Origin of the sequence: Streptomyces sp. sk2.1 (assembly GCF_008120935.1) — a bacterium.
Lineage (GTDB): Bacteria > Actinomycetota > Actinomycetes > Streptomycetales > Streptomycetaceae > Streptomyces.
The window spans coordinates 1,015,706-1,036,187 of record NZ_RDBO01000020.1; the positions used below are offsets into that span (position 1 = coordinate 1,015,706).

The 20,482-nt window shown below is 73.4% G+C and carries 20 protein-coding genes and 1 other RNA gene; 12 read left to right on the forward strand and 9 right to left on the reverse strand.

Annotated features, from left to right (window positions below; all coding sequences use genetic code 11):
• Positions 1-31: 31 nt before the first annotated feature.
• Positions 32-1,057, forward strand: a complete 1,026-nt coding sequence (locus EAO76_RS08045; protein ID WP_187438543.1) for a Gfo/Idh/MocA family protein — start codon at positions 32-34, stop codon at positions 1,055-1,057.
• Between the two features lie 22 nt (positions 1,058-1,079).
• On the opposite strand, the gene EAO76_RS08050 is transcribed toward EAO76_RS08045, so the two are convergent.
• Entirely contained in the window at positions 1,080-2,708 is a 1,629-nt protein-coding gene (locus EAO76_RS08050; protein ID WP_148834745.1) for an alkaline phosphatase, read from the reverse strand.
• A gap of 271 nt (positions 2,709-2,979) precedes the next feature.
• Here EAO76_RS08050 and EAO76_RS08055 point away from each other — a divergent pair, with 271 nt between their 5' ends.
• From EAO76_RS08055 to EAO76_RS08065, 3 genes are all read left to right on the forward strand, one after another.
• On the forward strand, positions 2,980-3,753 hold the full coding sequence (locus EAO76_RS08055; RefSeq protein WP_148834747.1) for an SDR family oxidoreductase: 774 nt from the start codon (positions 2,980-2,982) through the stop codon (positions 3,751-3,753).
• Positions 3,754-3,906: 153 nt separating this feature from the next.
• Entirely contained in the window at positions 3,907-4,374 is a 468-nt protein-coding gene (locus tag EAO76_RS08060; protein ID WP_148834749.1) for a lamin tail domain-containing protein, read from the forward strand.
• A gap of 139 nt (positions 4,375-4,513) precedes the next feature.
• Positions 4,514-5,431, forward strand: coding sequence for a PhzF family phenazine biosynthesis protein (locus EAO76_RS08065; protein ID WP_148834751.1), 918 nt, complete (start codon positions 4,514-4,516; stop codon positions 5,429-5,431).
• A 54-nt stretch (positions 5,432-5,485) separates the two neighbouring features.
• Here the strand turns inward: EAO76_RS08065 and EAO76_RS08070 are convergent, their stop codons facing one another.
• Entirely contained in the window at positions 5,486-6,286 is an 801-nt protein-coding gene (locus EAO76_RS08070; protein WP_148835632.1) for an inositol monophosphatase family protein, read from the reverse strand.
• 728 nt (positions 6,287-7,014) lie between these two features.
• Here EAO76_RS08070 and EAO76_RS08080 point away from each other — a divergent pair.
• Positions 7,015-7,380: a VOC family protein gene (locus EAO76_RS08080; RefSeq protein ID WP_148834753.1), complete on the forward strand. Its 366-nt coding sequence runs from the start codon at positions 7,015-7,017 to the stop codon at positions 7,378-7,380.
• On the opposite strand, the gene EAO76_RS08085 is transcribed toward EAO76_RS08080, so the two are convergent.
• On the reverse strand, positions 7,358-8,257 hold the full coding sequence (locus EAO76_RS08085) for a metallophosphoesterase (RefSeq protein ID WP_148834755.1): 900 nt from the start codon (positions 8,255-8,257) through the stop codon (positions 7,358-7,360). The two genes, EAO76_RS08080 and EAO76_RS08085, sit on opposite strands and share 23 nt — an antisense overlap.
• A 335-nt stretch (positions 8,258-8,592) precedes the next feature.
• Here EAO76_RS08085 and EAO76_RS44400 point away from each other — a divergent pair, with 335 nt between their 5' ends.
• Together EAO76_RS44400 and EAO76_RS08090 are read left to right on the forward strand one after the other, a co-directional pair.
• Positions 8,593-8,730 carry a hypothetical protein gene (locus EAO76_RS44400; RefSeq protein WP_187438499.1) on the forward strand — a complete coding sequence of 46 codons (138 nt, stop codon included), beginning with the start codon at positions 8,593-8,595 and terminating at the stop codon, positions 8,728-8,730.
• A gap of 4 nt (positions 8,731-8,734) precedes the next feature.
• Entirely contained in the window at positions 8,735-11,200 is a 2,466-nt protein-coding gene (locus EAO76_RS08090; RefSeq protein ID WP_187438500.1) for a SpoIIE family protein phosphatase, read from the forward strand.
• A 152-nt stretch (positions 11,201-11,352) separates the two neighbouring features.
• Here the strand turns inward: EAO76_RS08090 and EAO76_RS08095 are convergent, their stop codons facing one another.
• Entirely contained in the window at positions 11,353-11,784 is a 432-nt protein-coding gene (locus tag EAO76_RS08095; protein WP_148835634.1) for a helix-turn-helix domain-containing protein, read from the reverse strand.
• A 154-nt stretch (positions 11,785-11,938) separates the two neighbouring features.
• Here EAO76_RS08095 and EAO76_RS08100 point away from each other — a divergent pair, with 154 nt between their 5' ends.
• The 4 genes from EAO76_RS08100 to EAO76_RS08115 all read left to right on the forward strand — a co-directional run bounded on the left by EAO76_RS08100 (position 11,939) and on the right by EAO76_RS08115 (position 16,202).
• Positions 11,939-12,673, forward strand: a complete 735-nt coding sequence (locus EAO76_RS08100; RefSeq protein ID WP_148834757.1) for an SDR family oxidoreductase — start codon at positions 11,939-11,941, stop codon at positions 12,671-12,673.
• A gap of 61 nt (positions 12,674-12,734) precedes the next feature.
• Positions 12,735-13,703, forward strand: a complete 969-nt coding sequence (locus EAO76_RS08105; protein WP_148834759.1) for an SMI1/KNR4 family protein — start codon at positions 12,735-12,737, stop codon at positions 13,701-13,703.
• A gap of 131 nt (positions 13,704-13,834) precedes the next feature.
• A complete protein-coding gene (locus EAO76_RS08110; protein WP_148834761.1) occupies positions 13,835-14,482 on the forward strand; it encodes a hypothetical protein in 648 nt (215 codons plus the stop codon).
• A gap of 61 nt (positions 14,483-14,543) precedes the next feature.
• Positions 14,544-16,202, forward strand: a complete 1,659-nt coding sequence (locus EAO76_RS08115) for a histidine kinase (protein ID WP_316248319.1) — start codon at positions 14,544-14,546, stop codon at positions 16,200-16,202.
• Positions 16,203-16,273: 71 nt separating this feature from the next.
• On the opposite strand, the gene EAO76_RS08120 is transcribed toward EAO76_RS08115, so the two are convergent.
• The gene (locus EAO76_RS08120) at positions 16,274-17,080 is read right to left on the reverse strand and encodes an ABC transporter permease (RefSeq protein ID WP_148834763.1); all 807 of its coding nucleotides are present in this window, start codon (positions 17,078-17,080) and stop codon (positions 16,274-16,276) included.
• Positions 17,077-18,042, reverse strand: coding sequence for an ABC transporter ATP-binding protein (locus EAO76_RS08125; protein ID WP_148834765.1), 966 nt, complete (start codon positions 18,040-18,042; stop codon positions 17,077-17,079). Before EAO76_RS08125 ends, EAO76_RS08120 begins: the two co-directional genes overlap by 4 nt.
• A 241-nt stretch (positions 18,043-18,283) precedes the next feature.
• Here EAO76_RS08125 and EAO76_RS08130 point away from each other — a divergent pair, with 241 nt between their 5' ends.
• A complete protein-coding gene (locus tag EAO76_RS08130; RefSeq protein ID WP_187438545.1) occupies positions 18,284-18,931 on the forward strand; it encodes a response regulator transcription factor in 648 nt (215 codons plus the stop codon).
• A gap of 25 nt (positions 18,932-18,956) precedes the next feature.
• On the opposite strand, the gene EAO76_RS44405 is transcribed toward EAO76_RS08130, so the two are convergent.
• The 3 genes from EAO76_RS44405 to EAO76_RS08140 all read right to left on the reverse strand — a co-directional run bounded on the left by EAO76_RS44405 (position 18,957) and on the right by EAO76_RS08140 (position 20,425).
• A complete protein-coding gene (locus EAO76_RS44405; RefSeq protein WP_187438501.1) occupies positions 18,957-19,103 on the reverse strand; it encodes a hypothetical protein in 147 nt (48 codons plus the stop codon).
• Between the two features lie 273 nt (positions 19,104-19,376).
• An RNA gene (gene rnpB / locus EAO76_RS08135) (RNase P RNA component class A) lies at positions 19,377-19,778 on the reverse strand.
• Positions 19,779-19,855: 77 nt separating this feature from the next.
• The gene (locus EAO76_RS08140; RefSeq protein ID WP_148835637.1) at positions 19,856-20,425 is read right to left on the reverse strand and encodes a Uma2 family endonuclease; all 570 of its coding nucleotides are present in this window, start codon (positions 20,423-20,425) and stop codon (positions 19,856-19,858) included.
• Positions 20,426-20,482 lie beyond the last annotated feature (57 nt).

Sequence of the window (20,482 nt, forward strand, 5' to 3'; positions counted from 1 at the left end):
GAGACCTTCCTTGGGAGCAGTCATGACGGGCATGGACAGGGTCGTGCGGTGGGGCGTGCTGGCCACCGGCGGCATCGCCGCGACATTCGCCGAGGACCTCCGGTCGTTGCCGGGTTCGGAGGTGGTGGCGGTCGCGTCCCGTACGGAGACCTCCGCGCGGGCGTTCGCCGAGCGGTTCGGGATACCCCGGGCGTACGGCGACTGGGCCGCCCTCGCCGCCGACGACGAGGTCGACGTGGTGTACGTGGCGACGCCGCACTCGGCGCACCGGGAGGCGGCCGCGCTCTGCCTGGAGGCCGGCAAGCACGTGCTGTGCGAGAAGGCGTTCACGCTCAACGCCCGGGAGGCGGAGGAGCTGGTGAAGCTCGCCCGGGACCGGGGGCTCTTCCTGATGGAGGCCATGTGGACGTACTGCAATCCGGTCGTCCGGCGCATGACGGAGCTGGTGCGGGACGGCGCCATCGGCGACATCCGCACCGTGCAGGCCGACTTCGGGATCACGGGTCCTTTCGGGGCCGGGCACCGGCTGCGCGACCCGGCGCTGGGCGGTGGCGCGCTGCTGGACCTCGGGGTCTACCCGGTCTCGTTCGCGCAACTGCTGCTGGGCGAGCCGGACCGGGTGCAGGCGGACGCGCTGCTCTCCCCCGAGGGCGTCGACCTGCACACCGCGATGCTGCTGGGCTGGTCGGAGGCGGGCGCCACGGCGCTGCTGAACTGCTCGATCGTGGCGGACACCCCGCGGACCGCCTCGATCACCGGTACGAAGGGGCGGATCGACTTCCCGCCCGGCTTCTTCCACCCGGAGCGGTTCGTGCTGCACCGGCCGGGGCACGACCCCGAGGAGTTCACCGCCGAAGGCCACGGAGCCGCCGGTGGGTCCGGCGGCTCCGGTGAGGGGCTGCGCGGCCTGCAGTTCGAGCAGGCCGAGGTGGCGCGGGCGCTGCGGGCGGGCGAGACGGAGTCGCCGCTGGTGCCGCTGGACGGTTCCCTCGCCGTGATGCGGACGCTCGACGCGGTGCGTGACCGCATCGGCGTCCGCTACCCGGCCGACGGCTGAGAGCCTGTCGGGCGGCTCTGGGTCACGCGGGCGTGAGGCCCTGGTTGCCCACCTCCGTGACGAAGGAGGCGGCGGTCGAGAGCGGCGCGCCGGGGGTGGTGACGGCCGACACCGTGCGGTAGTCGGCGCGCGCCTGCTTCTGGTCCAGTGTGACGACGGCGTAGCCGCGTCGGCCGTTGAAGAACTTCAGGTGCGGGTTGGCCTGCATCTGGTTGTTCCAGCTGCCGGGCTTGTCCGAGCCGTCCTTGCCGCTGGTGATGGACGTGGCGACGATCTCCGTGCCGACGGTGCGCGAGGACGGGTCGCCGAAGTCCTTCTTCAGGTCGAAGCCGTAGCCGACGTGCACGTCGCCGGTCAGCACCATCAGGTTGTCGATGCCCGCCGCCTCGGCGCCCCGCAGGATCCGCGCCCGGGAGGCGGGGTAGCCGTCCCACGCGTCCATGGACACCTTGAACGCGTCGGTGGGGACGTCGTGCCGCTGGGCGAAGACGACCTGCTGGGGCACGACGTTCCAGGTGGCCCGCGAGGCGTGCCAGCCGTCGAGCAGCCAGCGTTCCTGGGCGGCGCCGGTCATGGTGCGCGACGGGTCCTCGGACTCCGGTCCGGGCTTCTGCCAGCCGTCGCCGTACGCCTGGTCGCTGCGGTACTGGCGGGTGTCGAGGATGTCGAACTGGGCGAGCCGGCCGAACTGGAGGCGCCGGTAGAGCTTCATGTCGGGGCCGGTCGGCCGCTGCGGGGTGCGCAGCGGCTGGTTCTCCCAGTACGCGCGGTAGGCGGCGGCCCGGCGCAGCAGGAACTCCTCCGGCGGGACGTTGTTCTCGGGGGTGCCGCCCGCGTAGTTGTTCTCGGTCTCGTGGTCGTCCCAGGTGACGACGAAGGGGTGCGCGGCGTGGGCGGCGCGCAGGTCGGGGTCGGACTTGTAGAGGGCGTACCGCAGCCGGTAGTCCTCCAGCGTGACCGTCTCCCGGTTGAAGTGGGCGGGGAGCCTGCGGTCGGTGTAGTTGCGGGCCCCGCCGGTGGCGTTGACGGCGTACTCGTAGAGGTAGTCGCCGAGATGGAGGACGACGTCCACGTCCTCCTCGGCGAGGTGCTTGTACGCGGTGAAGTAACCGTCGTGGTATGCCTGGCAGGAGACGGCGGCCAGGCTCAGCTCGCTGTTGCGGGCGCCGCGGGCGGGGGCGGTGCGGGTCCGGCCGACGGGGCTGATCCAGGTGCCGGCGCGGAAGCGGTAGTAGAGGACGCGGTCGGCGTCGAGGCCCTTGACCTCGACGTGGACGCTGTGGTCGAACTCCGGGTGGGCGGTGACCGATCCGCGCCGGACGATGCGGGAGAAGCGCTCGTCGCGGGCGAGTTCCCAGCGCACCCGCACCCGGGCCCGGGGCAGTCCGCTGTCGGCCTCGTACGGGCGCGGCGCGAGTCTCGTCCACAGCAGGACCGAGTCGGGCAGCGGGTCGCCGGAGGCGACGCCGAGGGTGAACGGATCGTCGGTGATCCTCCGGGCGTCCAGCTCGGCGGCGCTCGCGGTGCCCGCGGTCGGCAGGTTGACCGAGAAGGCGAGCGCGGCGGCGGCACCGGTGACCGTGAGGAAACGGCGGCGGCCGATGCTCCTGGCGGCGTCGCGCATCTCCTGCCGGTGCGATGAGTGCGTCATCTGTCCCTCCCCTTACTGGTGGTGTACTCGGCCAGTCCACCGGTCCGGCGCATCGAGCGGCTGTCGTGTTCGCGTCGATCGGGCGTCGGGGGGATGAGTAATGCGGCAGGAACGGGTCCACGGGACAAAGCACCCATTCAAGGCCGGGAACGGGGCCCGCCCCCGGCGGCCGGCCGAGGGGCGAACCTCCCGCCCCGCGCGACTCCTTGACCCCTTATGCCCCCATGCGTCCCGGGCGCCCCGGGGCGTGAAGGGCGTACGCTGCGGCCCCATGAGCAACAAAGCGTTGAACTCGGATGCGAAGACGGCGGTCGTGACGGGCGCGGGTTCCGGGATCGGCCGCGCGGTGGCGCTCGCCCTGACCGGCGCCGGCTGGTCGGTGGCGCTCGCGGGCCGGCGCCCCGGCCCCCTCGCCGAGACCGCGATGCTGGCCGGGGCGGACGCCCGGGTGATCACCGTTCCCGCCGACGTGTCCCGCCCCGAGGACGTGGCCGCGCTCTTCTCCTCGGTGCGGGAGTGCTTCGGCCGTCTCGACCTGCTCTTCAACAACGCGGGCACGTTCGGCCCGGGTGCCGTGCCGGTCGAGGACCTCGCGGTGGAGGACTGGCGGGCGGTGGTGGACGTGAACGTGACGGGCGCTTTCCTGTGCGCGCAGGCCGCGTACCGGCTGATGAAGGAGCAGCACCCGCAGGGCGGCCGGATCATCAACAACGGCTCGATCTCCGCCCACGCGCCGCGCCCCCACTCGGTCGCCTACACCACGACCAAGCACGCCATGACCGGGCTGACGAAGTCGCTGTCGCTGGACGGCCGTCCGTACCGGATCGCCTGCGGCCAGATCGACATCGGCAACGCGGCCACGGACATGACCGAACAAATGCGGACCGGCATCCTCCAGGCCAACGGCGAACTCGCGGTCGAGCCGGTGATGGCGGCGGCGGACGTGGCCCGGACGGTGCTCCACATGGCGGAACTGCCACTGGAGGCGAACATGCAGTTCGCCACGGTCCTGGCGACGACGATGCCGTACGTGGGACGCGGCTGAGGGCACGCGCCGGACGCGGCCGACGGCTCCCGCCCGAACCGGGCCCCGGGCGGGAGCCGTTGGCGTCCGCCGGGATGCACCCCCCGGCCGGGCCGCCCGCACCGCCCCCTATGCTCACAGTTCTTCACGAAAGCTCCACGGAAGGACCACAGCATGCGCATGCGCGTCGCGGCACCCCTCGCCCTGGCCGCCGCCACCGCCCTGACCGGCCCCCTGTTCGTCACGGCCCCCGCGTCGGCCGCCCCGCACCGGACCGGGCTGCACCTCGGGAAGATCCAGTACGACAGCCCCGGCAAGGACAACCGCAGCAACACGTCCCTCAACGCCGAGTGGGTGGACATCCACAACAACGGCAAGTCCAAGCTCCAGCTCAAGGGCTACAAGCTCAAGGACAACACCGGCTACACGTACACCTTCGGCAGCTACACCATCGGCGCCGGCAAGACCGTCAAGGTCCACACGGGCCGGGGCAGGAACGCGTCGGGCCACGTCTACTGGAACCGCGGTTCGTACGTCTGGAACAACACCGGCGACAAGGCCCGGCTGATCAAGCCGAACGGCAAGCTCCAGGACTCCTGCTCCTGGACCGGGTCGAGCAAGGGCACCAAGAACTGCCACTGACCCCGGTTCGCGTCGCGGCCCGCCCCGGCCCGGTCCGACTCGGCCCCGGATCGGGGTCGACCGATGCCATTCGGAGCAATTCGGTTCATTGGTGACCGGTCGGGGAATGGCCCGGGCCGCGACGGAGTTGATCAGCGGCATGACTCAGAATTCGGCCGCCGAGGTCCTGCGCTACACCGCGTTCTCCGCCGACCCCCGGGGCGGCAATCCGGCAGGAGTCGTCCTGGACGCGTCCGGTCTCGACGGGGCCGCGATGCTCGCCGTCGCCGCGGAGCTGGGCTACAGCGAGTCCGCGTTCCTGACGGGACGGTACGAGCCGGCCGGCGCGGGCTCCCGGACCGGTGCGGATTCCCCGGACGACGCGGCCCCGGCGCCCGTCCGGGGGTACACCATCCGCTACTTCAGCCCGAAGGCCGAGGTCCCGTTCTGCGGCCACGCCACCGTGGCGACGGCCCTCGCGCTGGCCGAGCGCGACGGCCCCGGCGAGCTGGTGTTCAGCACGGCCGCGGGCCCGGTGCCGGTCACCGTCGCCCGGGAGGGCGGCGAGCTGCGCGCCACGCTCACCAGCGTCGAACCGCACGTCGCTCGGATCGCTCCCGACGACCTGGCCGAGGCGCTCGCCGCCCTGGACTGGCCGGCCGCCGACCTCGACCCGGCCCTGCCGCCCCGGATCGCCTACGCGGGCGCCCGCCACCTGGTGCTGGCCGCCGCGACCCGCGAGCGCCTCGCCGACCTCTCCTACGACTTCGCGCGCCTCGAAACCCTCATGCACCGACTGGACCTGACGACGATTCAGTTGGTGTGGCGGGCGGCGCCGGACGTCTTCCACGTCCGCGACCCGTTCCCGGTCGGCGGTGTGGTCGAGGACCCCGCCACCGGCGCGGCGGCCGCGGCCTTCGGCGCCTATCTGCGCGCGGAGGGCCTCGCCCCGGACAGCGCGGTCCTCACCCTCCACCAGGGCGAGGACATGGGCCGCCCCGGCACCCTCACCGTCGAACTGCGCGCGGGCGACCCCCGGGTGCGGGTGAGCGGAACGGGAACCCGGATCGACGCCTGACGGCCCCCGCCGGGGCGGGTGGCCCGGAGGCGGCTCCGGGCGGCGCCGCCTCCGTCACGCGCCCCGGCCGTCGATCATCGACATCAGCAGCGCGTGGGTGTCGGCGTCCGCGGCGGCCACGAGCCCGCGGCCGCCCCGTTCGACCGGGACGCCGTCGACGCCGGTGACCACGCAGCCCGCGGCCCTGCACAGGGCGATGCCGGCCGCGAAGTGGACGCTCCCGGACAGGTCGCCGCCATCGGTGACGTACGCGGCGCGCCGGCCGGCCGCGACCCAGGCCAGGGCCAGCGTCGTGGACCCCACCCGAGGCCGAAACCGTTCGACGAACCCGGGGCGGGCCAGCAGGTCCGTGGCCCGGAACGCGGGCGCGCCCGGGAACGGCGGGTCCAGGTTGACGTCCACCAGCCGGGTGTCGGCGGTGGGCACCAGGGGCGTGTCGGCCCCGTCCTGCCGCACCCGGGCGGTCTTCCCGTCGGTGAGGAAGACCTCGCCGCCGAAGGGGTCGGCCACGGCCGCCGCCCCGCCGCGCAGCGCCACGTTGACGGCCACCAGCATGGTGCCGGCCGCGTAGTTGAGCGTGCCGCACAGGGGGTCGACCAGCCACTGGCGCACGGAGTCGGCCGCGCCCCGCTGTCCGCCCTCCTCGCCGAGCACCGCGTCCTCGGGCCGGGCCGCCCGGATGACGTCGAGGATCGCCTGCTCGGCCGCCACGTCGGCGGCGGTGGCGAAGTCCCCGGCACCCTTGTCGATGCGGTCGAGCCGTCGGCCGTACATGCCGCGCACCACGTCCGCACCGGCCCGTGCCGCGGCTGCCGCGACCTCGGAATCATCTTGATCCGCACAGGAGTCGACCATGCCGTGCGGGGTAACGGCGCCGCCCGCCGGGAGGGTCCGGGCCTGCCCTCGGAGCCGCTTCTCCAGCAGGGTGACCCGGTAGGTGCGGCCGAGGCCGCCGTCCTTCGGGCGCTCGCGGACGATCTCGTACCCCGCCGCCCCGTAGTACTCCCGGAGCCGGGCGTTGCCGGCCAGGCAGTCGAGCCGGCAGAGCGCGCGGCCCGCTTCGGCGATCCGGGCCTCCGCCCGTGCCAGCATCCGTCGCCCGGTGCCCGGGGGCGCGACGCGGCGGTCCGTCATGAGCCGGTGGACGTAACCCGCGTCCGGGGCCTGCGGACCCCAGGCCGCCGGGTCGTCCCACCACAGCTCCCAGGCCCCGGCGACGGGCCCGTCCTCCCCCAGCACGGCGAGCCAGACCTCGCCCTCGTCCAGCCGGTTCCGGAAGTGCCGGACACCGAGTTCGCCCGGCTTCCACTGGTCGATGCCGTGCGCGATCTGCCACCGCGCCGCGTCGTCCCGCAGCCGGACCAGCTCCGGCAGATCGGACTCGCCCGCGCGACGGAAGCCCAGGGGCACCTGCTCCGCCGTGCCGGACCGGGAAAGAAACTGGCCATCGGACATCTCGTTGCTCACAGCCCGGCACTCTATGACCGTCGGCAGGTGGTACGAAGTCCGTCCCGGGCACCGGCCCCGAGTGCCGGGTTCCGGATCCCGGGCCCCATGACCGGTCCTCACCACAGGAGTTGTCGATGTCCGTCCGCAGAGTCGTCCCCAACATCCGCACCACCGGCGTCCCCACCGCCGAGGGAATGCGGCGGAGCACGGAGTTCTACGGCCGGCTGGGGCTCCAGGAGGTCATGAACCACGGCTGGATCGTGACGCTCGCCTCGCCGTCGGAACCCTCGGTGCAGCTGAGCCTCATGGGCTCCGACGCGACCGCCCCGGTCTCGCCGGACATGAGCGTGGAGGTGGAGGACGTGGACGCGGTCCACGCCGCCATGAAGGAGAGCGGCGCGGAGATCGTGTACCCCTTGAGCGACGAGGAGTGGGGCGTGCGCCGCTTCTTCGTGCGCGACCCGGACGGCCGGGTCGTCAACGTCCTGGGGCACCGCTGACGGCCTCCGGCGCGGCGACGGAGTCGTCCTCGTACGGGAGGATCCGCCGCAGCAACCCCTTGGGATGACCTCGTTTGCGCCATTCCCTCGGGTAGCCGATGGAGACCTCCTCGAAGCGGACGCCGTCGTACCGGGTCGTGCGGGGGATGTGCAGATGGCCGTAGACCATCGCCGCCACGTTGAAGCGCCGGTGCCAGTCGGCGGTGAGTTCCGTCCCGCACCACTGGGCGAACTCGGGGTACCACAGCACGGCCATCGGGTCGCGCACGAGGGGCCAGTGCCCGGCGATGACCAGCGGGATCTGCGGGTCGTGCGCCGCGAGCCGCCGTTCCGTCTCCGCGACCCGGGCCCGGCACCAGGCGTCCCGGCTCGGGTACGGGTCGGGGTGCAGCAGGAACTCGTCGGTGCACACCACCCCCGTCCGGTGCGCGTACTCCAGGGACTCCTCCTTGGTCGTGGTGCCCGGCGCCCGGAAGCTGTAGTCGTACAGCAGGAACACGGGCGCGACGGCCACCGGCCCGCCCGGCCCCCGCCACAGCGGATACGGATCCTCCGGCGTGGTCACCCCGAGGCTCCGGCACAGCTCGACCAGGTGCTCGTAGCGTCGTCGGCCCCGCAGTTGGACGGGGTCGTTCTTGGGCGTCCACAACTCGTGGTTCCCCGGGGTCCAGATGACCCGCGCGTACCGGTCCGCGAGCAGCCGCAGCGCCCACTCCACATCGGCGACCCGCTCCGCGACGTCACCGGCGACGATCAGCCAGTCCTCGTCCGATTCCGGCCGCAGGGACTCGACGACGGGGCGGTTGTCCGCCATTCCCACGTGGAGGTCGCTCACCGCCAGCAGGGAGCCACGGCTTGCGACGGCGCGATCGGACATGCAGAACCTTCCCGAGGAACAGCTGGAACGACGGGGACCATCGGACAGGACCATGCCCCGCAGATGTCGCGGAACCCGCCCGACAGCCTCGATGATCCAGCACCTGGCGGGCATGAATCCTCATACGGTCACTCAGCTTGGCAGGAGAGGCGCATGGAGTTCGACGTGGGGGCGCGGGTTCTGACGGCGCCTCGCCCGGCCCACTCGGCGGAATCAATGCCTCCGGGCGGGTCGGCCCCGCCGGTCCGGCCGCCCGGAGGGCTCCACCACTCCCCCGGGGCCGGTGAGGGGGCCGATCGGTGGCTTTCGGGACTGGCGGCCGGAACGAGCGGGGCATGATGGAGAAGACCATGGCCACGGACGCGGCCGCACGGGCCTTCCGGGAAGGGCGCGGGCGTTCGACGACCGGGGCGCGCGGCGCGCAGAGCGGCGCCCGGCGCGGAATCGCGGGCGGCGCCGGGAAAGGGAGCTGAGTACGTGGTGGACGGAAAGACCCTCCCAGGCGCGTCCGCGCACAGCGGGCTCCCGTTCGCGGACGGCGCGGCCGGGGCCCTGCTCGACGCCGGGGGTCGGATCATCGGCTGGACCCCGGCGGCGGCGGAACTGCTCGCGCTTTCCGCCGACGCCGTCCGCGGCCGTCCGGTGAGGGAACTGCTCGCGGACCCCGGCGCACGGTCCGGGCTGTGGGTCGACCGGCCGGAGGGCGTCCGGTCCGGGGCCGTCCGGTCCGGCGAGGCGGTGGTGCTCACCGGCCGGGGCGAGAAGCTGGGGATCGTCTTCCAGGTCCTCCCCCTCGCGGGTGAGAACACCGCCCCCGCCCCCGGTCCCGGGGCTTCGGCGGAACCGGCGCGGTACTTCGTGCTCGGGGCCCCCGCCGGGATGGTCTCCCGGTGGCGGCAGGACCGGGCGTTCACCCGGGAGCTCTTCCTCCAGGACCGGCTGGGCCTCGCCGTCTTCGACGAGGAGCTGCGGCTGGCCAGGACCAACACCCATCTGTTCCCGTACACCGGTCTCCCGCCGGACCTGCGCGGGCGGCGCCTGGGCGACTTCCTGGAGGCCGACGACGCCGCGGCGGTCGAGCGACGGCTGCGGGAGGTCCTGCGGACGGGCCGGCCGCTGATCCTGGCGGAGGAGCGGGTACGGACCATCGAGGACCCCCGGGGCGGGGCGGTGATGGCCGTCTCGGCGTTCCGGCTCCAGGCGCCGGACGGGCAGGTCTTCGGCGTCACCGCGCTGTTCACGGACGTCACCGAGCAGCGCCGTTCCGACGAGCGCCTGGCGATCCTGCACCACGCCACCGCGGCCGTCGGCGGATCGCTGTCCGTCACGGGCACCGGTGAGGAGCTGGCCGCCGTGCTGGTGCCCGGCCTGGCCGACCTCGCCGTGGTGGAGATCGCGGAGGCGGTGTTCACGGGCGAGGAGCCGGTCCCGGGCAAGGACGGGCGGCTGGCGCTGCGCCGGACCGCCGTGGCCGGGGAACCCGCGACGGAGGTGCCGGCCGACACGGTGGTCCCGGCCGGCACCGACCTGTCCGCCACCAGTTCCCCCGCCTCGATGACCGCCCCGTTGCGGGCCCGGGGCAGCTTCCTCGGCCGGGTGACCGTCCGGCGCGCGCCCGGCCGCCCCGACTACGAACCGGCCGACCTGGACCTGCTGCGCGAGATCGCCGCACGCGCGGCCCTCGCCCTGGACAACGCCCGCCGCTACACCCGGGAGCACCGGTCGGCCATCGGGCTGCAGCGCAGTCTGCTGCCGCCCGCGCAGGCCGAGACGGTCGCCGTGACCACGACCGGTTTCTACCTGCCGGCCGACCCCGCCACCGGGGTCGGCGGCGACTGGTTCGACGTGATCCCGCTCTCCTCCGCCCGGGTCGCCCTGGTCGCCGGGGACGTCGTCGGTCACGGGCTGGGGGCCACCGCCACCATGGGGCGGCTGCGCACCGCCGTCCGCACCCTCGCCGACCTCGAACTGGAACCGGACGAGCTGATGGTGCACCTGGACGACCTGGTCTCCCAGCTCCGCGACGAACCCCACGACCTCACCCGGCCGGACGACGACGGGGCGCCGCCCGAGGGCTGGACCGACCCGATCGGCGCCACCTGCCTGTACGCCGTCTACGACCCGGTCTCCCGGCGCTGCGCGATGGTCTCGGCCGGACACCCCCCGCCCGCCGTCGTGGCCCCGGACGGGACGGTCTCGTACGTGGAGCTGAACCCCGGGCCGCCGCTGGGCGTCAGCGGTCTGCCCTTCGAGACGACCGAGGTCGAACTGGCCCCCGGCAGCATCCTCGCGCTCTACACGGACGGGCTGATCGAGGGGCGCGACAGCGACCTGGACGAGGGCATGGCCGAACTGCGCCGCCGCCTGACCCGCCCCGGCGCCACCACCGCACCGCTGCGGGAACTCGGCCAGGAGATCATCTCCGGCCGGCCCGTGCACCACCTCGCCGACGACGTCACGCTGCTGCTCGCCCGTACCCACGCGGTGCCGCCCGGGAACACGGCCCTCTGGCCGGTGGACCCGGACCCGGCCGCCGTCGCCCGGGTCCGGCAGGAGGCGGCCCGGCAACTGCGCGCCTGGGGGCTGGAGGAGCTGGTCTTCACCACCGAACTGGTGCTGAGCGAGCTGGTCACCAACGCCATCCGCTACACCGACGGCCCGGTCGAGGTGCGGCTGATCCGGGCGGCCCAGCTGACCTGCGAGGTCTCCGACCCCAGCGCCACCCAGCCCCGCATGCGCCGGGCCCGGCTCACCGACGAGGGGGGCCGCGGCCTGTATCTGGTCGCGCAGCTCACCACGCGCTGGGGCAGCCGCTACACCCGGCACGGCAAGACGATCTGGGCCGAGCAGCCCATCCCGCCCGCGAACGGTCCGCGAACGGGCGGGGAAGTCCCCGTCCCGGAAATCCTGGGGCTCCTGGACGGGGAGGCCCTGGAGCCGTGACCGGCACGGGGGCGGGCCCGCGAGCCGCCTCCGCGATCACGGCCCCGCCCTGCTTCGGGGACCGGGCCGCCCGGCCCACGACGGCCGCGTCCGCGTCGGGGCGGTACCGGCCGGTGCCGCCGCGGCACCGGCCCTGCCCGGCCCCTGTCCGATCAGGACCGCGGCCGTGGCGGGTGGGCCTCGTCGTAGCGACGCCGGTTGTCCCCGATTTCCTCCCGGTGGGCGGCGGCCCAGTCGCCCAGGGCGGTGACGGCGTCCAGCAGTGTCGAGCCGAGTCCGGTCAGGGTGTACTCCACCCTGGGCGGAACGTCGGCGTGAACGGTGCGGGTCAGCAGGCCGTCGCGTTCGAGCTGCCGCAGCGTCAGGGTGAGCATCCGCTGCGAGATGCCGGTGACGGCACGGTGCAGCTCACCGAAGCGCAGGGCGCGGTCGCGCAGCTGCCCGACGACCAGGACGCTCCACTTGTTGCCGATCACACCGAGAATCCGCAACACCTGCCGGCACTCGTCCTCCTCGGACTCGCCGCGCCCGGGCCCGCCGCTCCCGGATTCGTCGGCCTCGACCGCCGACAGGTCGTCCGGCATGAGGGTCAATGGTTACCTCCGTGTGCGTTACCGACAGCAATGTGCCGTCTTGTCCTGCTCGCCCCGGTGACGAAGCATGGGTCGCGAACAAGTCGTAAGTATGGGGAACCGGAAGGGAGTTGTGTCCGGCTCCCCCGGTCGGGGAGGAAATTCGATGGCGAAGACGCTGGTGGTCGTCGGTGCGGGTCCGGGGCTGGGGGCGGGGGTGGCCCGTGCCTTCGGCCGCCATGGCTTCGAGGTCGGGCTGATCGCGCGCACGAAGGCCGGACTGGACGCCCTGGTCGCCGAGTTGGCCGGGCCGGGCATCACGGCCGCCGCCTTCCCCGCCGACATCCGCGATCCCGGGGCCCTCACCGCCGCCCTCACCGCGGCGGAGAACGCCCTGGGCCCGATCGACGTCCTGGAGTTCAGTCCCGGCCCGACCGAACCGATCACGCACGCCGCCGGGACGACGGTCGCCTCGGCCACGGCGCAGCTCGAAGTGCACGTGCTGGGGGCCGTGACCGCCGTGCGGCACGTGCTGCCGAAAATGCGCGCCCGGGGCGACGGCACGCTGCTGCTGACCACCGGCGTCTCCTCGACGGTCCCGGCCCCCTTCCTGGCCAATGTCGGCATGGCCATGGCCGGCCTGCGGAACTGGGCGCACGCCCTGCACACCGAACTCGGGCCGGAAGGGGTGTACGTCGCAACGGTGACGATCGCTTCCGGCATCGTCCCCGGCAGGGGCGAGGCCGACCCCGACGCCATCGGCGCCCGGTACTACGCCCTGCACCGGCAGCGGGACCGTGCCGAGGAGGTCATCGGCGACCCGGACGCCTTCCGGGCCCTCGTCGACGAACGGGCCCGTGCGGCGCCGAACCCCACGGGCTCCACCGCCGCGACCCCGTAGCGGAATCGGCGCGGGTCCGGGACCGGTCCGGCTGTCACAGGCCCGTGCTTGACTCCCGGTCATGGACGAACAGGAACTGCTCGCCGCCGTCGACGCCCTGGTGACCCATGACGGGCGGGACGCGGTGTGCGGCCCGGTCGGCCACGGTGAGGACCCCGTCCGCCTGCCGACGGACGAGTCGGTCGACTTCAGGGCCCTGAGCAGGGTGCTGAGCAGCCGGTACGGGCAGTCGCGCAATCTGGCCATGGGCGGGTACGTCGATCCGACGGTGACCGGGCGCACCGGGGCGCCGCTCCTCGCCCCGTTCGGGGACCGGGTCGTCGAGATGCGCGCGTGGAGGCACGCCGGCCGGTGGATCGGCTGCGGTGCGGTCCGGACCGACGGGGTGGTGCGGCCGGTGGTGCTGGTGACCGGGCAGCCCGTACGGCAGCGGCCGGACGCACGGGGCGGGACCTCGCGCGCCGTGCCGGAGAAGTGGTCGACCGGGCCGTCGGAGGGGACGACCTGGGTGGACCGGGTCGTCGCCGTCACCGGATGGACCCGGGAGCGGGGCGCCGCCGTCGACTGGGCGGCGGTCGAGTCCCGGCTCGGGACGGCGCTGCCCGGCGACTACAAGGAGCTCGTCGAGCGGTTCGGTCACGGCGACTTCGACGACTACCTCGGCCTCCTGATCGCCGACGGCCCGCCCGGCAGCCTCGACCTCGTCGAGTTCAACGAGTTCTGGGCCCGGGCGGCCGCGGAGAACGGCGGCGGGCCGTGGGGGCCGTACCGCCTCCACCCGGCTCCCGGGGGCCTGTTGCAGTGGGCGAGCACGGAGCAGCAGAGTTCGTTCTACTGGCTCACCGAGGGCACCGACCCCGACCGGTGGCCCATCCTCGTCACGGGCGACGACTACGGCGAGTGGGACCGGTTCGACGGCTCGACGGCGGAGTTCGTCCACCGCCTGCTCACCGACCCGCGGTTCCCCCGTTCCACCGCGCGCCACTTCGACCGGCACTGGTTCACGAGTTACGAGAACTTGGACGGGTGAGGAGGACGCGCGGGACGACCGGTCCCCGGTACGAAGGTTCGAGCAACGGGGCGACGGGAACGGCTGGGAGCGAGTGCCGCGGCGGCACCGCGCGCCGAGGGGTCTGCGGCTCCGGGGGGAGGACGGGCGGCATGAGGGATGCCTGGAAACGTGCCGGGAACGCCGTGGCGCGCGCGATCCGGTCGATGCGGGAGTGGACACCGCGCCGACCTCGCCCGGCGGGGGCGCTGTTGGGCCTCGGAGCGGCGCTGGTGCTGATGGGGTGCGGGCTGCTGGGCATCGTCCTGGGGGACGACCGGGCGCCTGCGCAGCTGCTGTTGATCGTGGCGGCGGTCGCCGTGGTGCTCGGCCTGCCGCTGATCCTCGTACCGACGGAGAAGCAGCTGCTGGTGATACTGCTCTGCCTGACAGTCCTGCTGATCTCGGTGCCGGCCGGCTTCCGCGACGCCGTGCTGAGCCTGCGCGGCGAACGGACGCCCGTGACGGTCACCGAGGTCATCCGCTCCCGGAAGCCGGTCACCGGGGGCGACGAGTACACGTGCGGGCTCCGGCTCCCGGACGGCCGCAGGACGTCCGTCACGGGCACGAAGGTCTGCACCGCGTACACCCGCGCCGGCGACCGCATCCATGTGTACGCCGACCCGCACGACCTGGTCGCCCCGAAGGGAACGGCCCCCGTGATCACGTTCCCCGGCCTGGGGACGGTCGTCGGAGCGGCCACGCTGCTGCTGGTCGTGGCGACATCCCGGACGATGGGCCACCGGCGGCGGCCCGGCTGAGCCCGCCCGCCGTACCGGCTCCGCCCCGGGCGTCCACCACCCGATCGGTAGGGTCGGCCACGTGGTGAAGCGTGGCGGGAGCGCGGAAGCGGACACGGAAACGAAGGCGGACACGGACATGCCGTCCGGGGCGGCGGGACCGTCACCGGCGTCCGGGAGGGCGTGGTTGTTCGACGCGGCGCTGTGGGCGGTGCCGGCCGGTGCGGGGTTGTGGGCGTTCCGGTCCGCGTCGCAGCCCTCGGTGGTACGGGACGTGGTGCTGCCCTTCCTCGTCCTGGCGGTGGCCGTTCCGGCGAGCCGCCGGTGGCCGGGCGCCGCGGTGTTCGCCGCCAACGGGCTGTGCGCGCTGGGCCTCGCGAACGAGTCGTCCCCGGCCAACGCCTACGTCCTGGCACTGGCCGCGATGACGTATCTGATGGGGGCCAGGGTGAGGGCGGGCCGCGTTCCCCTGGTGGTGCTCACCTCGTGCCTGGCCTTCGACCTCGCGCTGTGCGCGGTGCTCGGGCGGGGTGCGATCTGGTGGTTCTACGCGGTCACCATGCTGCCCGCCGCCCTGCTGGTGCCGTGGCTCGTCGGCCGTTACCAGCAGGCCCGGCGGGCCCTGGTGTCGGGCGGCTGGCGACTGGCACGGACCCTGGAGGAGCGGCAGCGGTTCGTCGCCGAGCAGGCCCGGCTGCGGGAGCGGACCCGCATCGCGGCCGACATGCACGACTCCCTCGGACACGTACTGAGCCTCATCGCGTTGCGGGCGGGCGCGCTGGAGCTGTCGCCGACCCTGGGCGAGCAGGACCGTGAGGACGTGGCGGAGCTGCGCAGGACCGTGTCCGAGGCCGTCGACCATCTGCGGGAGACGGTGACGGTGCTGCGCGACGGCCCCGGCGGGGGCCCCGAGGACTCCTCCGTCGAGTCCGTCGAGGAGCTCCTGGAGCGGGCGGCCGCGTCCGGTGTCGCGGTGGATCTGGTCCGGGAGGGCGGCAGCCCCTCCCCGTCGCCGCTCGTCGGGCACGCCGTGTACCGGGTGGTGCAGGAGTCGCTGACGAACGCGACGAAGCACGCCCCCGGCAGCTCCGTGCACGTCCGGATCGTCCACGAGGGCGGCCGTACCGAGGTCGGGGTGACCAACTCGGCCTCTCCGGCGGGCCCGTCGCCCGGACCGGTGCCGGGAAACCGGGGTCTCGCCGGGCTGCGGGAACGGGTGGGCGCGCTCGGCGGCGTCCTGCACGCCGGGCCGTTCGAGCAGGGGTTCCGGGTGACCGCCGTGCTGCCGGACCGGGTGGGCGGCACCCGGCCGGACCTCGTCCCGCAGCCCCCGCCCGACGACGGGGCGGAGTCGGCGCGCCGGATGGGCGACGCACGGCGCAGGGTCCGGCTGCGGTTCGCGGTGGCGTTCGTCGCACCGGCCGCGCTCGCCCTGGCGGTCCTGCCGTCCGCCGGGTACCTCGCCTATCAACTGGCGACGTGCATACTGCCCCCGACGTCCTACGCCGCCGTCCAAGTAGGCCGGGAGCGGGCGGAGTTCGCCCATCTCCTGCCGGCGCGGAGCTACCCCTATCCGCCCGACACCGCGCGGTCCGCCCCCCGGCCGTACGGCAGCGAGTGCGAGTTCTACCGGTCGAACGGCAATCTCCTGGACCAGGTGGACCTGTACCGGCTGTGCTTCTCCGGCGATCGTCTGGTCGCCAAGGACGTCGTGCCGGGCGGCGGCCCCGGCGGGTCCTGAGGCCCGGCCCCGTACGCACGTTTCCCGGGGAGGGGACGTGCGTACGGGGCCGTGGACCGGGGCGTCACCGGTCAGGCGTCCCTGTGCCGGAGCACCCAGGCACCGGCCCCATGGGCGGCGACGGTCCACGCCACCAGGATCAGCAGGCTCACCGCGGCCGGGTAGGGGGCGCTGCCGTCGCCCAGCATGAGGTGGCCGCCCGCGGTCTGCGGCATGTGGTCGTTGATGGCCAGCAGCACCGGGCCGCCCAGCCCGACCAGCATGCTGGGCAGGGCGGAGATCAGGAAGAACAGCACGGCCACCGCTCCCGCCGCGGTCCGCAGCGCGAACGACACCCCCACCGCCATCACCCCGGTCAGGGCGCAGTAGACGGCCATGGCGAGGATCTGGGAGACCGCCTCGGACAGTTCGAATTCGGCGTGTCCCCGGAAGGGGACCCAGGCCACGGCGATGCCCAGCACCCCGAACACCACTCCCGCGCCGAGGCCCACCACGGCGCTCAGCAGCGCCTTGGCCAGCTGGACGCGGTGCCTGACCGGTACCCACAGCAGTGAGGTGCGCACGCTGCTGGTCGCGTACTCGCTCGTCACCATGGTCACCGCGAGGGCCACCAGGGCGAACTGGGTGAGGACGACCGAGGACACCGAGGCGTTGCCCACCGGCTGGACCGGCTTGTCGTTGATCCGGGCGATCGACCCGTAGTAGAAGGTGAAGATCCCGGTGACGACCAGGCCCGTCACCAGGCAGACGCGGGGCGCGCGGATGGACCACAGCTTGGTCCACTCCGCGGCGAACGCGCCGGGGAATCCGCCCCCGGTGCGGTGGGTTCCCGGGCGTTCGCGCCGGTCGGCTCCCGTGGCAGTGGATACGGCGCTCATGCCCCGGCCTCCCGCGTCTCCCCGGAACCCGCTTCCCCGAACACCGCACCACCCGTCCCGTACTCCACGCTCCGCGCGGTCAGTTCCATGTATGCCTGCTCCAACGAGGCGGACACCGCGTGCAGTTCGTGCAGCCGTACGCCCAGGCCGTGGGCCAGGTCGCCGACCTCCTCGACGCCGCGGCCCCGCACGACGATCTCGTCGGCGGACGGCACCTCCACCCGTACGCCGTCGTCCCGGCGCAGGTGGTCGGCCAGTGTGCGCAGGCCGTCCGGGTCGGGGGTGCGCACCCGTACCGACGCCGACGAGCTGCCCGCCAGCAGGTCGGCCATCGGGGTGTCGGCCAGGAGCCTGCCCCGGCCGATGATCACCAACTGGTCGGCGGTCAGCTGCATTTCGCTCATCAGGTGGCTGGACAGGAGGATCGTCCGGCCCTCCGCGGCCAGGGACCGCACGAGTTCACGGACCCAGCGGACGCCGTCGGGGTCGAGCCCGTTGACCGGTTCGTCGAGGACGAGCACCTTCGGGTCGCCGAGCAGCGCGCCCGCCACTCCGAGCCGCTGGTACATGCCGAGGGAGAACGCCCCGGCCCGGCGCCGCGCCACCTTGGCCAGGCCGACCGTCTCCAGCACCTCGTCCACCCGGCTCGTCGGAATGCCGTTGCTGCGCGCCTGGGCCACCAGGTGGGCCCGCGCGGAACGGGCGGGGTGCAGGGCCTTGGCGTCCAGCAGCGCACCGACCTCGCGGATCGGGTGGCGGAAGGAGGAGTACGGCTTCCCGTCGATGAGCGCCTCGCCCCCGGACGGATGGTCCAGGCCGAGGATCATGCGCATGGTGGTCGACTTGCCGGCGCCGTTGGGCCCCAGGAAGCCGGTCACCCGTCCTTCCCCGATGTCCAGCGTCAAGCCGTCCACGGCGACGGTGTCGCCGTAACGCTTGGTCAGGCCTCGCAGGGTGATCACAGCTCTTCCCTTCGGATCGTTCTCACTGCTGCCACGCTAGGAAGCGGGAGGACCGCGCACATCGGCCGTTCGCCAGGGCCACCACTCACTTTCGTCAGGGGTCGCTCCGCACCCCCGCGCGGAAGTCCGCCCGGAGAAGCCGACCGGGCGTCCTCCCCCGTCGACCGGGGCGTCCGCGGCGCTTTAGGCTCGTCCCGTGCAAGGAACGCGGGAGACTCCTCAGGACGAACCACCGGTGCGGATCCTCCTCGCCGACGACGAGGCGATGATCCGTTCGGGGATACGCGCGATCCTGGCGCGGCAGCCGGGAATGGACGTGGTCGCCGAGGCCGCCGACGGCCTGGCCGCCGTCGAACTGGCCCGTCTGCACCGCCCCGACGTGGTCCTGCTGGACATCCAGATGCCCCGCCTGGACGGCCTGGCAGCGGCCGCCCGGATGTACCGCGACCGCCCCGGCACGGCCGTGATCATGCTGACCACGTTCGGCGAGGACGACTTCATCACCCGCGCCCTCCACGAGGGGGCCAGCGGCTTCCTGCTGAAGGCGGACGACCCCCGCGAACTCCTCAACGGCGTAAGGGCGGTGGCCGCCGGGGGCGCCTACCTCTCGCCGAAGGTGGCGGCCCGGGTGATCGGCGTACTGCGCGCCGGCCGTCCCCCGCACGAGCCACCGTCGCGGCACGTCGTGGAGAAGCTCACGAAGCGGGAGCACGACGTACTGGCGCTCCTCGGAGCGGGACTGTCCAACGCCGAGATCGGGGCGGAACTGTTCCTGGTGGAGGGCACCGTCAAGGCCCACGTGAGCGCGATCCTCAACAAGCTCGGGGTGCGCAACCGGGTGGAGGCGGCCATCGCCGCCCACGAGGCGGGCGTGGTCGAACGCCCGTAGCGACCGGCCTCCGGCGGCTCCTCGATCAGTGGGGCGACCACCTGCGGCGGCTGCGCTCCGGCGGCGGCACCGTCTTCCTGCCCTTCGGCTTCTCGGACCGGTGCACGGCCTGGTCGCGGGTCTCCTCGCCGGACGGAATCCGGGCCACCGTCCAGGCGGGCCGGAGCGGCATCGAGGGGTGGAGTTTCCTCCCCTCCGACTTCGCCGGGACGGCAGCGGACGTCGATGACTTCGAGCCCGTCGTCAACGCCTCCGTGGAGTGCGAACCCGCCGATCTCCTGGCGACGGTCGCGGAGAACCGGGACTCGCTCCCACTCCCATGAACACGCCGATCCGTGCCCCTCTGATGCTCGCCCGGACCATCCCGTCCGCGATCGTGGTGCGCGGGGTGCGGCACATCCGCCGCATGCCGAAGTCGCCTCCGCGGCAAGGCCGCGGGTGGCGGCAGACGAGTCGGGCTGTACGCCGGGTTCTGTCACCCGGTCGCCTCGCGGCGGCCGGGGAGACGGCCATCCATCTAGGACCGGCATTGCTGCCGGCCTCGTGCGGTCTACCCGCGAACTCGGGCGGGCCGCCCTCGATCATTCGCGCAGGGCCGTCTCGCGACGGCCCCTCTTGACCTTGCTCCGGGTGGGGTTTACCTAGCCGCCCGGGTCGCCCCGGGCGCTGGTGGTCTCTTACACCACCGTTTCACCCTTACCGAGGACCGAGGTCCCCGGCGGTCTGTTCTCTGTGGCACTGTCCCGCGGGTCACCCCGGGTGGCCGTTAGCCATCACCCTGCCCTGTGGAGCCCGGACGTTCCTCGGGGAGATCCGAGAATCCCCACGCGGCCGTCCGCCCGGCTCGTCTGCCGTGCCGACCATGCTACCCGCCCGGCGGGAACGGCCGGACGGGGCAGGGATCGGATCCGGGACCGAGCCGGTTCAGATGAGTTCCTCGGTCTCCAGGTCGAAGGCGAACGGCTCCGGGAGAGCGAGCCGCCTGCCGAACGGGACCGTGCAGTGCTGGCGGTAGTCGTCGCCCTCCGGGTCGCTGAACAGCGTCAGCGAGGACTGCTCCCGGTCCACCAGGAGGTGGAGCGGGATGGGTCCACGGGCGTAGCAGTGCCGCTTGTCCGTGCGGTCCGCCCGGGGCTTGGTCGAGGTGACCTCGACGACGAGGGCCACTCCCTCGCACGGCATCCAGGGGTCGGCTCCCCGGTACAGACGCAGTTCCCTGGGGGCGAAGGTGCCGTCGGGAATGACGTGGTTCTTGGGACAGCGTCCGCCGCTTGCCAGCTTCAGTCCTTTGTTCCCGGAGAATCGCATCTTGGTGCGAGAGCGGGTGATCACTTGCTCCAGGATCACGCCGATGTAGTCCTCGTGGTCCCCGTCCGGCGGCGGCGTCACGACAATTTCCCCCTCGATCAGCTCGGCCCGGAAGCCCTCCGGCGTATCCAGCGCCAGGAAGCCCTCCAGCAGGACGTCCGCCTGCGTGAGCGGTTCGTACGGCATGGCAGTCATGTCACGCCCCTTCCTCGGTCGCTCGCCAGATCGGGACATCGTCGGGCC